At 66.5% G+C, this 13,168-nt stretch carries 13 protein-coding genes; 1 reads left to right on the top strand and 12 read right to left on the bottom strand.

The window, feature by feature from the left end:
- Nucleotides 1-18 precede the first annotated feature (18 nt).
- From ccmE to H0S73_RS18230, 12 genes are all read right to left on the bottom strand, one after another.
- Complete coding sequence (gene ccmE, locus H0S73_RS18175; RefSeq protein ID WP_181053466.1) at nt 19-477, bottom strand: cytochrome c maturation protein CcmE; 459 nt, start codon at nt 475-477, stop codon at nt 19-21.
- On the bottom strand, nt 474-1,574 hold the full coding sequence (gene ccmI, locus H0S73_RS18180; RefSeq protein WP_181053467.1) for a c-type cytochrome biogenesis protein CcmI: 1,101 nt from the start codon (nt 1,572-1,574) through the stop codon (nt 474-476). The genes ccmE and ccmI overlap by 4 nt, the downstream gene beginning before the upstream one ends.
- Nucleotides 1,575-1,639: 65 nt before the next feature.
- A complete protein-coding gene (locus H0S73_RS18185; RefSeq protein ID WP_181053468.1) occupies nt 1,640-3,037 on the bottom strand; it encodes an ATP-binding protein in 1,398 nt (465 codons plus the stop codon).
- Nucleotides 3,034-3,705: a response regulator transcription factor gene (locus H0S73_RS18190; protein WP_181053469.1), complete on the bottom strand. Its 672-nt coding sequence runs from the start codon at nt 3,703-3,705 to the stop codon at nt 3,034-3,036. The genes H0S73_RS18185 and H0S73_RS18190 overlap by 4 nt, the downstream gene beginning before the upstream one ends.
- 119 nt (nt 3,706-3,824) lie before the next feature.
- Nucleotides 3,825-4,139, bottom strand: a complete 315-nt coding sequence (locus tag H0S73_RS18195; protein WP_181053470.1) for a PepSY domain-containing protein — start codon at nt 4,137-4,139, stop codon at nt 3,825-3,827.
- A gap of 95 nt (nt 4,140-4,234) precedes the next feature.
- Nucleotides 4,235-4,444, bottom strand: coding sequence for a hypothetical protein (locus H0S73_RS18200; protein WP_181053471.1), 210 nt, complete (start codon nt 4,442-4,444; stop codon nt 4,235-4,237).
- A gap of 1 nt (nt 4,445) precedes the next feature.
- The gene (locus H0S73_RS18205; RefSeq protein WP_181053472.1) at nt 4,446-4,994 is read right to left on the bottom strand and encodes a glycoside hydrolase family 108 protein; all 549 of its coding nucleotides are present in this window, start codon (nt 4,992-4,994) and stop codon (nt 4,446-4,448) included.
- A 9-nt stretch (nt 4,995-5,003) separates the two neighbouring features.
- Nucleotides 5,004-6,542: a DUF2793 domain-containing protein gene (locus tag H0S73_RS18210; RefSeq protein WP_181053473.1), complete on the bottom strand. Its 1,539-nt coding sequence runs from the start codon at nt 6,540-6,542 to the stop codon at nt 5,004-5,006.
- Between the two features lie 167 nt (nt 6,543-6,709).
- The gene (locus H0S73_RS18215; RefSeq protein ID WP_181053474.1) at nt 6,710-10,561 is read right to left on the bottom strand and encodes a baseplate multidomain protein megatron; all 3,852 of its coding nucleotides are present in this window, start codon (nt 10,559-10,561) and stop codon (nt 6,710-6,712) included.
- Nucleotides 10,561-10,995 (bottom strand): NlpC/P60 family protein, encoded by a 435-nt coding sequence (locus tag H0S73_RS18220; RefSeq protein ID WP_181053475.1) that lies wholly within the window; start codon nt 10,993-10,995, stop codon nt 10,561-10,563. The genes H0S73_RS18215 and H0S73_RS18220 overlap by 1 nt, the downstream gene beginning before the upstream one ends.
- A gap of 185 nt (nt 10,996-11,180) precedes the next feature.
- Complete coding sequence (locus tag H0S73_RS18225; RefSeq protein WP_181053476.1) at nt 11,181-12,071, bottom strand: DUF2163 domain-containing protein; 891 nt, start codon at nt 12,069-12,071, stop codon at nt 11,181-11,183.
- Nucleotides 12,072-12,099: 28 nt separating this feature from the next.
- The gene (locus H0S73_RS18230; RefSeq protein ID WP_181053477.1) at nt 12,100-12,738 is read right to left on the bottom strand and encodes a DUF2460 domain-containing protein; all 639 of its coding nucleotides are present in this window, start codon (nt 12,736-12,738) and stop codon (nt 12,100-12,102) included.
- Between the two features lie 85 nt (nt 12,739-12,823).
- Here H0S73_RS18230 and H0S73_RS18235 point away from each other — a divergent pair, with 85 nt between their 5' ends.
- The gene (locus H0S73_RS18235) at nt 12,824-13,069 is read left to right on the top strand and encodes an HP1242/YdcH family protein (RefSeq protein ID WP_181053478.1); all 246 of its coding nucleotides are present in this window, start codon (nt 12,824-12,826) and stop codon (nt 13,067-13,069) included.
- The last annotated feature ends 99 nt before the right edge of the window (nt 13,070-13,168 follow it).

Genomic DNA, 13,168 nt, shown 5'->3' on the forward strand with positions numbered 1-13,168 from the left:
CCTTGCTACTGCGTTACCTTACTGCGTCTTGGGCGCGGCGTTGGCCTCGCCCATCCAATGACCTTGCTTCTTCAAGGTGTCGGCCACCTCGCGGGGCATGTAGTTCTCGTCATGCTTGGCGAGAACGGAATCGGCCCGGAACATGCTGGGACTCACGAGCACGCCCTCGGCCACCACCCCCTGCCCTTCGCGGAACAGGTCGGGAAGCAGGCCCTTGTAGCTCACTTGGATCGCGGCCTGCGCGTCCATGACTTCGAAGCTGATCTGCTGATCCGAGCCGCGCTGGACGGAGCCTTCCTTGACGAGGCCGCCGAGGCGGATGCGCGTGCCGGGTTGCACGTTCTTCGCCTGGATGTCGGCCGGGGAATTGAAGAACACGATCGTGTCGTTCATGGCGTAAAGCACGAGACCGAGCGCAATCGCCAGGACACATCCTGCGACTCCGATCAGGGTCAAACGGCGTTGTTTTCTCGTCATGGCTGAGCGTCGGTCAGTTTCAGTTCCTGCGCCATCATATCGATGGTCTTCAAGGCGTCCTTGTCCTGCGCCAACGCCTCCCTGGCGCGGCGGGCGGCAGCAACGGCTTTATCACGCTGGCCCAGAACCGTATAGGAGCGCATCAGTCGCGCCCATTCCTCCGCCGTACCGCCCTGAGACTCGAGGCGACCGGCGAGGCCCGCCACCATGCCGGCGATCGCCTCGGGGCCGATCCTCTGCGATTCGCTAGCCGGATTCGCCGCCTGAGGAGCGCCGAGGGCGGCGAGCTCCTGCTTCACGGCTTCGACCCAGGGCGCATCGGGAGGCGAGGAGGACAGAAGCTCCGTATAGGCAGACTTGGCCTTCTCGACCTGTCCATCCTGGACAGCCGCGCGGGCGACATAGAAGCGCGCCTTCGGCGATGTCGGATCGAGCTTGAGCGCCTGCTCGAAGGCAGCCTGCGCATCATCCGACACGAGCCCGTCCCTGGCCATCACCAGAACCTCGCCGTAATTCGCGAAGCGGTCGGCGGTCGGCGGCAGATAGCGGGCCGCAGCCTCATAGGCCCTCGCGGCATCGTCGATGCGCCCCATGCGCAGGTAGACCGGAGCGATCACCTCCCAGCCGCGGCCGTCCTGCGGGTTCTTTGCCAGATGGGATTCGATCTGGGCCACGGCCGTCATGAGGTCGACATTGCCGGCCTGCTGCGGCGCCTGTTCGGCGGCGGGCCGGCTCAGCGACTGCGGCGAGCCATAGATCTCATAGGTCGCGAGCGCCAGGATCGGGATGATCGACACGGCCAGGGTCGAAGCGGCGCGGCGGCGGCGCAGGGCCGGCTCTCCCACGGCCGCAAGAGTCTCGCCATGTAAGCCCGTCGCCCGCAGGAGGCGCCGACCGGCTTCGGCCTTGGCGGCCTCGGCCTCGCCCGGCAGCAGCACGCCGCGCGACAGGTCACGCTCGATCTCGGAAATCTGCTCGCGATAGAACTGCGTGTCCGGATCCACCTGCCGTGCCACGGCGTAATGGCGCGACAGCGGCCAAAGCACCGCCATCACGGCCGCCGCCGTCATCGCCAGGAGAATGATCCAGATCACCATAAAGTCCTATTTACTGCGTGTCCTCCTCAAGCACGACGGTGGCACGGTGTCACGCGTAAATATCCCTAAGTCGAACTCCTATCCCCGGGGAGTTCGAGGATGGCCCTGAGGCCGCCCGCGGGCGAGGCGTCCAGCCTCAAGGTGCCGCGATAGAGGGCCGCCAAGTCGCTCACGATCGACAGCCCCAGGCCCGAGCCGGGTTTGGTTTCGTCGAGCCGGCGACCGCGCTTGAGCACCTCCTCCCGGGCCGCCTCCGGCAGCCCGGGCCCGTCGTCGTCGATGAGAAGACGAAAGCGGGGCCGATCGTCGTCGCGCAGGATTTCGACCGACACCGCCACCTTATGGGCAGCCCATTTGGCCGCGTTGTCGATGAGATTGCCGGCCATCTCCTCCAAATCCTGCTTCTCGCCGCGAAAGCGCAGGTCCGGCGGAACGGCCAATTCGACCTCCAGGTCCTTGTCCCGATAGATCTTGGCGAAGGTGCGAGCGAGGCCAGCGATGACGGGTTCGGCTTCGGTCAGCGTTCCCAGCGTTCCCGCGAGCGCCGCCGCGCGGGCGCGGTCGAGATAATAATTCACCTGATCGCGCATGGTCGTCGCCTGCTCGCGAACCCTGGCGGCAACGTCCTCTGGCGCGTTCTCGGCCTCGTTCATGATGATGCTGAGCGGCGTCTTGAGCGCATGGGCGAGGTTGCCGACCTGCGTGCGGGCGCGCTCCAGGATCTCGCGGTTGGTGTCGAGCAGGAGGTTCAGCTCGCTGGCCAGGGGAGAAATGTCGCGGGGATATTCGCCCGCGATCCGCTCCGCCTCGCCCCTCCGGATCGCCCCGAGCGCGCTACGGAGATTGGCGAGCGGACGCAGGCCGAAGCGGATCTGCAGCAGCGTCGTGAATCCCAATCCCATTCCGAGAAGCGCGAAGGTGACCGTGAGCGCGAAAATGAAATCCCGCACGGCGACATCGATCTCGTCGGCGGGACCGGCGACACGGATGATATATCGCCCATCTTCGCCGAGATCGATGTCGCGTTCGATGAGGCGCAGGTTACGGTCGTCCGGAGCCTTGCCGTAGCCGCGGCGGATCTGGCCGAAGCGGTCGTCGCCGGAGGCGAGGCTCGGCAATTGCCCGCCGAACAAGGATTTCGACGACCGTATTTCGCCCAAAGCCGCATTGGGGCGCGCCACCTGCCAGTACCAGCCCGAAAGGGGCAGCTCGAAGCGCGGGTCGCCGATGGGTCCGAGATCCCGGTCAGGGTCGCCGGGTCCGACGAGGTTGGAGGCGAGCGTGTTGGCGTAGACGAGGAGCCGCTGGTCGAAAGCGCGCTCCGTGTTGTCGCGATAGAGCGTCGACAGGATGAGACCCGCGATCAGCAGGATCACGAAGCTCCAGAAGACGGAGGAGACCGCAAGCCGGACCGCGATGGGCCGGCTGGCGAAGCGGCGCACGAACGGCGGCAGACGGCTCACGTCTTGGTCTGGCCCGCATCGAGGAGGTATCCCAGGCCCCGGACGGTCTGGATGATGTCGACCCCGAGCTTCTTGCGCAGGCGGCCGATGAAGACCTCGATGGTGTTCGAATCCCGGTCGAAATCCTGGTCGTAGAGATGCTCGGTCAATTCGCCCCGCGAGACGATGCGGCCCGTATGATGCATCAGATAGGACAGGAGCCGATACTCGTGGGAGGTGAGCTTCACCGGGTTGCCGTCCACGGCCACGCGGCCGGAGCGGGTGTCGAGCTTCACGGGCCCGCAGGCGATTTCGCTTGTGGCATGACCGGCCGAGCGCCGCAGCAGCGCGCGGACGCGGGCGAGAAGCTCCTCCATGTGGAAGGGCTTCGTGACATAGTCGTCGGCCCCGGCGTCGAAGCCCTGGACCTTGTCGCTCCAGCGGTCGCGGGCGGTGAGAATGATCACGGGGGTCTTGCGTCCGTCACGGCGCCACGCGGTCAGAACCGATACGCCGTCCACCTTGGGAAGGCCGAGGTCGAGAATGATGGCGTCGTAGGGCTCGGTCTCTCCGAGGAACTGCCCCTCCTCGCCGTCCATGGCGGTATCCACCGCGTAGCCTGCCTGCTCAAGGGCAGTCACGATCTGCTTATTGAGGGTTCTGTCGTCTTCGACAACGAGTAGGCGCACGGTTCGAGCTTCCCCTAGAGCATCGGAGCGATCCGATGCGGAATTCCTTTAACGCCCCTTCCCGGGCGTGAGAACCGGATCCGCTTTCAATGGCGCGGCCCTTGAGCCCACGCGATGCGCTAACGGACCGACTTCACGCGCCCGGAGGAGCCTTCGATCATCACTTGCACGATGCGACCGTCTTTCTGCAGGACTGAGATCACATAGACAAGATCATTGCTGTTGCGGCACAGGCTGGCCCGGACCACGTCGGCACCCGGCACCTGGCGACGTGCCGTCATCACGGCGGAGGCCGGTGCGACGACGCCCTTGGCGGCCACGGCCTCCTGCATCTCGCGCGGCGGCAGACAATTCTTCAGGGCGGCCGCCGGGCTTTGCGCGAACGCCGCCCCCGACACCCCCCACAATGCTATGACTAGCCAAACCAGACGCATGAACCGACCATGACCTTGCCGCAATGAACAAATTCTGAATGCTTCGAGGGCCGGTTTCGTGCCAGGAAACCGGCCCCATCCCCCTGAAAATGTTTCTAATTCAGAATCTGTTTCGTGGCCAGGATCCGGAAAACGGTCGAGGCGATGAAGCTTGCGGCTGCGATGAGCTGCACGAAGGCTTCCTCGACCGCCCCGGTGGCGAGGGCCGAGCCGTCGAAGCCGAACAGGCCGAGGACGAGGGCCGCGAGCCCGATGAGGTTGGCCCAGACCGTACGGCTGGCCAGGATGGTCTTGGTATCGAACATGTCAGATATTCCTTGGTGAAGAGGATGCAAGAGACGCGAGCCGGAGAGCTTCCTGCTCGACGGCGAGGACGCGCCGGCGCCAGCCCAGTCCGAAGACCGGCCAGGTGGCGAGGCGGCCGAGAAAGCCCAGGCGGGCTTTCGTGAGGCGGCGGATCATCTCCGTGACATCGGCTGCGCGCACGGCACACAGCGTGACCGGCCCGACGATCCCGTCCGCCTCGATCTGGAGGGTGGACTGCAGCATCGCCACCGCCCGCACAGGACCCGAATTGACCGCCAGGTCGAAGACGGCGAGGTCGAGCCCCGGCGGAAGCTCGTCTCCTTGCACGGTGTCCCAATAAAGCTGCCGATAGATGGAAACCGCCTCCCGCCTGGACAGGCGGCGAACATCGGTGACGGAGGCAGGGCGGCCTTTCGCCCGGGAGAGGGTGTCGCGGGTGATGCCGAACTTGGTGGCACCGGCCGGATCGCGGGGGTGCTGGCTGAAACCGCCCTCATGGCTGAGCACATGGTCGACGGCCTGATCGAAACGCGATGGAGAAGCTTTCATGCGCATTCCTCACAGTTCCGCCTGCAGGGCGATGAAAGCCTGATTTCCCAGGTAAAGGACGCCGACAGCGCCGGCGACACCGCTGAAGGACACGCCTGCCTGCAGCCTCAACACGATCGCCGATGAACCGGCGCCCGTCAGCGTCGTCACCGTCAGGGCTCCCGAGAGCGACACCCAGGCCGACCCGCTGTTGTTGTAGAATCCGATCTGGTTGCCTGCCGGAAACCCGTTCGTCCAGACGAACGCGCTCGTCGTTACGACAGGATCGGCTCTCATCGGCACGGGCAGCGTATAGGGAAGATCGATGTTGGTGGTGGACACGCGCTGCCCGAGCGCACCGGCGATGGCAGGGGATCCGCCGCTCACGGCGAGGCGCTGGTAATAGCGCCGGCACCGAAGCTCCTCGATATCGAGCGGAACGCCCGTCCATGGCGTCGCATAGGTGCCGACCTCGAGCTTCACGCGCTTGAAGGAACACGTGCCCGACGGCTGGAGCCGCACCGTAATGTTGCCCGTCTCGGTTCCGTCGAGCGTCACGCTCGCCGAACGGCGCCCGCTCCCCGCAGGGATCGTGGCTGCCTTCGAGCCGATGAAGATGGGGAGAGGATCCGAGGGATCCTCGACGGAGAGCGTCAGGGTCGCGCCTGCGAAACTCGCCGCGCCGAACTCGGCGGCCATGTGGGCAACGTCGATCACTTGGTCGAGTGCACCGGAGAGCGTCACCGTTCCGTCCGCCCCGAGGCTGAGCGAGCAGCCGCCCGGGCCCCCCTTCCAGCGGTCGAAACCATAAACGCCCGCACCCAGGGTACCGCCTGAAAACTTGCGCTGGTTCACGAGAAGGGCGGAATTGATCAGGAGGTTCGATCCCGGCACATTGGCGAGACCGCAGGGGAAGGACGCAAGGCCCGTCCGGTGATCCACCAGCAGCGCATCGTGCCACGCGCTCCCGTCGGCCGAAACACGGATGGAGAAATCGTCGTTGCCGATCAGGCCGGTTTCCGCACGACCGCTGTAGCCGCGCTGATAGAGCTGCGACAGAACTCCGGCTTCCGTGCTCTTGTTGAGCACGAAGCGCAGGTCCCCTGTGCCGCCTTCATCGGATCCCAATGCGGTAAAGAGCGTCGCGTTGAGCTTCACCGACAGGCGGTTCAGATCGTCCGCCGTCGTACCGATCCCGAGCCGCTGCAGGTTGTTGATCACATCCGGAACCGCCCCGGACGGCTTCCATTCGTCGCCGTCGAAAACAACGAACAGGTCTTCGGCCTCCACATAGGCCAGCCAGCCCGGATTCGGCGCGAAGAAGCGCCAGCTTCCGAGATCGAACAGGGCGACATGGCCTTCCCAGGTGGCGAAGGAGCCTGTTGCGCCGGATCCCACAAGATAGCGGTCTCCCTCTTCGGGCAATGCCGGCGGAGCGGAGCGGTTGCGTTCCCTGACCGCGAGCTGGACGAGCGCATCGAGGGATGCGAGCGCCTCGTTGTGGGTGACATGCTTCTGCGCCTGCGCGGCCGCGAGGAGCGGCAGGGCGAGATGGGGTGTTGACGACATGGGATGAGTTTTTTCTTTGACTGGAAAACAAAAATACGCAGCGACAACACTCTCTCACGTCATCACCGGCCTCGTGCCGGTGATCCCGATCGGAAAAGCGCAGCGCTTCACACAACCGAGATGGCCAGGACGGGCCCGGCCATGACGTGGCGGGTGTCATCCTCAGGTCAGCGAACGGCAACCGTCGCGTGACGCTCGAACCCGCGCCCGGCCACGGCGCTCACTTGCGCGATGCGAAGGGTGAGCGTGGATTGAAGCCCACCGAAATCGGCCATCTCGTCGGCGTTGCCATAGACGAGGAACGGCTGCGTGCTCGTCAGCGTCCTCACGACCGCGCCGCCCTTGAGAATGTCGATCTCGTAGCGTTCCGCATCCTCGTCGAGCGGAACCTCGATCGCGTCCCAGGCGTCGCCGTTTCGGCGCGCGCGGCGCACCCACTCGAGACGGATGCCGCCGGGTTCGCGACGGGCCGAGACCTGGACCGGGCTGAAGGGCTTGAGAGCGTCCCGCCCGACCGTTGCGACAACTTCAGTGACAGCAGGATCGCCATGGTCCCTGCCCGAAGGGCCGATCCTGTAGCGCCAGGTCGATCCTAGATCCTGCAGGCTCGTGGTGAGAGGCACCACGGCCTCGTCGAGTTTGACCAGGAGCGAGCCTGCCGGCACGGCGCGGCCCGCCTCGGGCTCGGATCCGGCGAGGCCGCGCAGGAAGCGCGTGAGACGGTAGACGCGCTCGCCGATCATCTCCGCGCGCGCGGCTGAAAATATCTCCCACCGGCCGTCCGGGCCCTGCAGTGCGAAGAGGTTCCGGCCGCCCAGAGCAGCCTCGTCGTCGATGGCGCTCAAGGCGCCGGAGGAGATCTCCACGTCGAGCACGGCGGACGGATCCCAGCGCCAGAGCGGTCCCGGCATGAGCGCCGTCTTCGTGCGCCCGATCACGGCCGGCAGGTCGAGAACGCGGAGAGGCGTGAAGCTCGTCCCGTTGCCGGAGCGCCAGACCGTCATCGCGCTGGGCCAGGGATCCGCCGCCACAGCGACATATTGCAGAGGCGCGGGATCGCCGAGGGCCGCCGGCAGATCGAGCACTACGACGGCGGGCTTGCCGGGCACCGGCGGAGGTCGTCTGACGGGCCTTTCGAGGGAGAGGCCCGGCCGCTCGAAGACGGCAGGCTCCACGGCCCTGGTGCTGATCTTCCGCGTCGGGCCGTCGGCGATGCGCGTGATGCGGTGCAGCTTCTCGCCCGCATCGGTTGGAACCGCGATCACGTCGCCCGGTTCGAGCTCCATCCGTCGGGGCGACAGCTCGAACTCGGCGCCCTCGCGCCCGGCCCACAGATCCTGCAGCCAGGTATCGGCGAGGCGCTGCGCCTCCGCACGCCGAGTGATGACGGCGCTGTCCGCCCTCGCCTCGCGGCGGCTCGAACCGGAGAGACGCCGCGAAGCCACGGTGGCCCGGCGGTAATCCGTATCGCCCTCGATGAAGCCGACCTCCACCTGCTGGGGCAGTTCGGTTTCCTGCGCGCGGGTGAGCTTGAGCGACGGCTCCTTGTCGTCGAGCACGAGATCGTCCTTCGTGAGATGCACGACCGCACGCCCGCCGCGACCCTGCCATGCGATGCCGCCGCCACGCGCGACGGCATCGACGCCGAAGAGACGCAGCAGAGGCTCGACCGCGCCGCGCACGGACATGGGCCGGTCGATCACGTAGCCGTCCACGAAGCCGTCGATGGGAATGGCACCGGGATCGGAGAAGCCGAAATCGCGCAGGATGCGCGCGATCAGCCGGTCGAGCGTGGCGCCCTCGATGCGCCCGGTGATCCAGTGCCCGGTCTCCCAGTTGCGACCATCGGCCCAGACATTGTCGAAATCGGGAAAAGCCGGATAGGGACGCGCATCCCAGGCCCAGACGAAGACGCTGTCCGGATCCACCATGCGCCCATCGTAGGAGGACGAGGGCGGATTATACTCCGCGAGGAAACCTCTCTGGGCCGGATCGAACCGCGACAGGATCGCTTCGAGCGTGCGCGCCTGGACGAGATCGTCGCGCACGCCACGCGAGAACGGCGGATAGGCGGATTCCGACGACTTGGGATCGGGAAACACGTTAGGGCCGTTCGGCCCCTTGTCCACGGCCGGAACGCCGATCTCGGTGAGCCAGATCGGCTTCGACTGCGGCTGCCAGGAGGTCGCTCCGGTCTCCACGCCGTTCACGCGCTCCACGTGCCGGTTCGACCACCAGGACACGAGATCCTTTGCCCGAAAGATCCAAGGCTTACCATGAGCGCCGTCCGTGATGGGCCGTCGCGTCTGTACGGCCCGCTCGGACGCATTGGCATAGTACCAGTCGAAGGCCTCGCCGCTTCCCAGCCGCGCACGCAGATAATCCACATCGTAGATGTTGCGGGCCGCTGACAGGTCCGCATGGTTGGGACCGTCGCGCCAGTCCGAGATCGGCGGATAGTAGTCGATCCCGACCGCGTCGATATCGTCGCTGGCGAAGAGCGGATCGAGAGGAAAGCGCACCTCGCCGCCGCTGTCGAGAATATGGGCACCGTATTCCGTCCAATCCGCCGCATAGACGATCTTCGTAGAGCTGCGGAGGATGTCACGGACCTGTCCCGCGAGCGCCTTGAGCCGCGTGACGGCGGGATAGACGCCCGATGCCGAGCGCACGCGTGTCAGGCCGACGAGTTCGCTCCCCAGGACGAAGCCGTGAACGCCGCCCGCCTGTTCCGCCAGTTCGGCATAGTGCAGGACCATGCGGTTGAAGCCCTCAGAGCGGGTAAACCATTGCTCGACTTGCGTTGCGGCCGCAGCCGTTCCATCGGGAGAACCACTCTTCCCCGGCGCGGGATGGCAGGTGATGCGCCCGCGCCAGGGATAGGGCGGCTGGCCCGTGCCGCCGTAGGGGTCCGGAAGTTCGTTGCCGGCGGGCACGTCCATCATCACGAAGGGGTAGAGAACGACCTGGAGCCCGCGCGCCTTCAGGTTCCGGATCAGGCGCTTCACGGATTCGTCGGAGGGTGTGCCGCCATAGGCCGGCGACCCGTTCACGAGCGACACCGCCTTGGCGTCCGCACGCGTCACGCCCGCCACGGACCACGTGGCTCCGTCATTAGCCTTGGTCTTCACATCCACGCGCGGCTCGACGAGGCATGATCCGGCGCGCAGATCGTCGCCGAACCAGCTCACCACCAGCGAGACGCGCTTGAGGTTCGGACAAAGGGCCTGCATGGCATCCAGCGATGCGGCCACATCGGTGTCGCGCTGCATCTGGTGCCGGTTTTCCGGCCGGGTCTTTCCGAGATCGAGCACCTGCGTCACGGGCAGCGTGTCGTAACCGAACTCGCTCGCGCCGGGGATGAGACAGACGGCGCGGATCATGCGGTTGAGGCCGTCGACGGGACGAACCACCTCGAAGGAGAATTGCGGCACGCGGTTGCCGAAATCCGCAAGCGGCAGACGCTCGAACACCACATAGGCCAATCCGCGATAGGCCGGCGCGTTCTGCGCCCCCTCCTTCGCGACGATCAGCGGATCGGCGTTCTGCGTCTCGCTGCCCGTGTGCACGCGCATGGTGATGGTGCTCAGATCGAGTTCGCGCCCATCGGCCCAGACGCGGCGGATGAAGGCGATGCGTCCCTCGCAGAGGCCGACCGCGAGATTGGCGAAGTAGGAATAGGTCGTGGTGCTGGTCTTCGGCCCGCCTATGCCCTTGCCGCCCTGGCTCGAACGGTCGGTGCTCGCCACCTCCTCGAGCCGCGTCGCCCAGATGAGCTGTCCGCCGATGCGCGCGCGACCGTAGACGCGCGGGATCGGCGCGCCTTCCGTGGAGGTGAGGCCGTCGATGTCCTTGAGGCGCGGACCCTCCACATGCTTGGTGCTGTCGCCGCTGAACAAAGCATTGTCGATGGCCGCGCCTGCGAGCGCGCCGAGCGCACGCCCAGCCATGGCCCCGATGGGGCCGCCGACCATGCCGCCGACCGCGGCGCCGACGGTTTGAAGAACGATTGTGGCCATCAATAGGGTTCCGGAAAGCGAAAGGCGTAAGCCAGATGGCGCCGCCACCAGGGATGAAGCGCGACCTCGGCCACCGACGCGCCGTCATGGGCGTGGATCATGGTGTCGGGCGATGTCGCAATGGCGCAGTGCTTGGCCGGCATGGTCGTGCGCCAGCGAAACAGCAGCACGTCGCCCGCCGTGAATTCATCGCATGCGATCTCGGCGAGGTATCGTCGCGCCGCGGCCACGAGCGTATCGGCTCCGGCTTCCGCCCAATCGGGCGAGTAAGGCGGCGGCAGCTCGGGCTCGGAGCCCATGACGCCCCGCCAGACCCCGCGCAGGAGGCCAAGGCAATCGCAGCCGACGTCCTTGAGCGACGCCTGGTGCCGGTAAGGCGTGCCGATCCAGGAACGGGCCTCGGCGAGGATGAGGTGGGGCTGGGGCATGTTCATAAAGCGTGCGGAAGCACCCTCCCCTCGAGGGGGAGGGTCGGCTCGCAGAGCCGGGGTGGGGTGGATAGCGCTGTCGGATTTCGATGTCCGGTATGGCCTGGCAAGGGGCGAGATAGGTCGCGTTTCCGCCCCACCCCGCTCGCGATGCTCGCGACCCTCCCCCTCAAGGGGAGGGTCCGGACGCATCACCTGTAAAAACTTCCGCCATCGAGCCCCGGTTCGCCCTGCTGCGGCATACGGATGATGAAGTCGTTGCCGGGCATGTGCGGGAAGCCGCGGAAGTTTACGGCATTCCTGAACTTCGCCCGGCAGGTGGCGTGGGTCTTGTCGCAACCGGCCGTGATGCGGAACGTGTCGCCGTTCCTGATGGGCTGCGGGGCGCGCTGCCAGAGGTCGACCTCGTCCGCGCCGCCGATTGCGCGATGCACCTTGATCTCCACCGACAATCCGGCATTGCCGCCGCAGATCCACGTGAGCCGGCCCGCATTGCACCATCCGTCCGCGAAGCCGATTCCGGAGGCCGTAAGGGTCAGGGCGCCGTCCGTCGCCGTCACCGTGCCGACCTGACCATAGGTGGCGGATGCGAGATCGATGCCGCATCGCGCGTCGCCGAGATCCGCCGAGCATGTGGCGCGGAACAGGCGCCCGCGCTCCTCGTCGAAGCGGTGCATGAGCCCCCTCACCTCGGCCACGAAACCGCCGTCGGCGCGGCGGATCTCGCCGATGGATCCGATATCGAGGAGCAATCGCTCCTCCACCCGGCTCCAGTTGACGAGCCAGGTCTCGACGCTGGCATCGTCGTAGCGGCCCGACGCGATGTCCTCCTCGGTGAGGCCGGCGGACACGAGCGCGCCCGACACCTCGCCGCCGCCGACCGCGAAGCCGAGTTCGGCGGTGACTTCGGCCGCCTCCAAGCCGGTCCGCGCGGCATAGACGGTGCCGCCGAAGGCAAGATCGCGGTCGTGGTCGGTGAAGCCGAAGGTCGTGCCGTCGCGCCGGATCAGCTTCCAGCAATGGCAAAGCGTGGTCGCCCCGTCGGCCATGTGGGCGGCGAGGTCTTGGGGGATGATGCGCATGAGGTTCTTGTCGTGAATGAGGAGCGGGTCAGGGCACGATTTCGATCAGCGGGATCTGCGGAATGCCGCCGGCGTCGAAGGTGGAGAGGTCGATGTCGAGCTCGTCCGTGTCGAAGCGGACCGGGACGTCGAAGGCGAAGCCCGCCGTGACGACGGCACCGGGAGGCGGCGCGGCCGTGAAGGTCACGATGCCTGTGGTGGGATCGCAATTGAAGCCTGTGCCGACGCTCTGCTCGATCCCGTTCACCGCCACCCGCACCGTCCCGCCCACCGGCTTGGCGATGGGGCGGCTGTAGGGCGCGAAGGACGAGCCGTAGGCCTTCACCAGCGGAAAGCTCGACGTCTGCCCGTCGCCTGTGCCGACGCGCTGGTCGAGGGGCGTCGGCTCGCTCGAAGGCGGGCCGGAGCGCCAGTCGGTGCGGTCGCGGAAGCGGAAGCCGTAGAGCCGGCCGCGCCGCTCCTCGAAGAACGCGATCACCGCATGCAGCGCATCGACGGTCCGGACCCCGAGGCCCGCGTCGTAGCGGCGCCGGGACCCGGCCCAGCGGCTGTTGCGGTGCTCGCGGCCGGAGGACAGCGTGACGATGTCGGTCCGCCGCACCGGCCCGCCCCGGCTGCCGAGGCTGACATCGAGCGGGAAGCGGACCTCATGGAAATCCGAGGGCATGATCCCTCCTTTTCGAAAGATGAAACGAAAAAAGCCGGGGTGGCGTTGACGTCGCGAAGCCCGAACGGCAAGGAGGCGGCACGCCATGAGCAATGCTCCCAACGACCTCGCGGACGATTTCCCGGACAAGCGCGACCGGATCCACCAGCTCAAGACGAGCAACAACCACTTCGCGCGGCTCTACGACGAATACGACGAGCTGAACCGCACCATTCACCGGATCGAGACCCGGGTGGAGCCGAGGACCGAGGAGGCCGAGGAAGACCTCAAGCGCCGCCGCCTGCAGATCAAGGACGAGATCATGGCGATGCTCGACGGCGCGGGCGGCTGACGAGAGCATTTTTCGGTAAAGTGGTCCCGGTTCACCGTCACGAAATGCCGCAAAGCAATGAGGACGGATATTTCCACTTTCATGGAAACATCTCTGATG

Source organism: Microvirga mediterraneensis, assembly GCF_013520865.1.
GTDB lineage: Bacteria > Pseudomonadota > Alphaproteobacteria > Rhizobiales > Beijerinckiaceae > Microvirga > Microvirga mediterraneensis.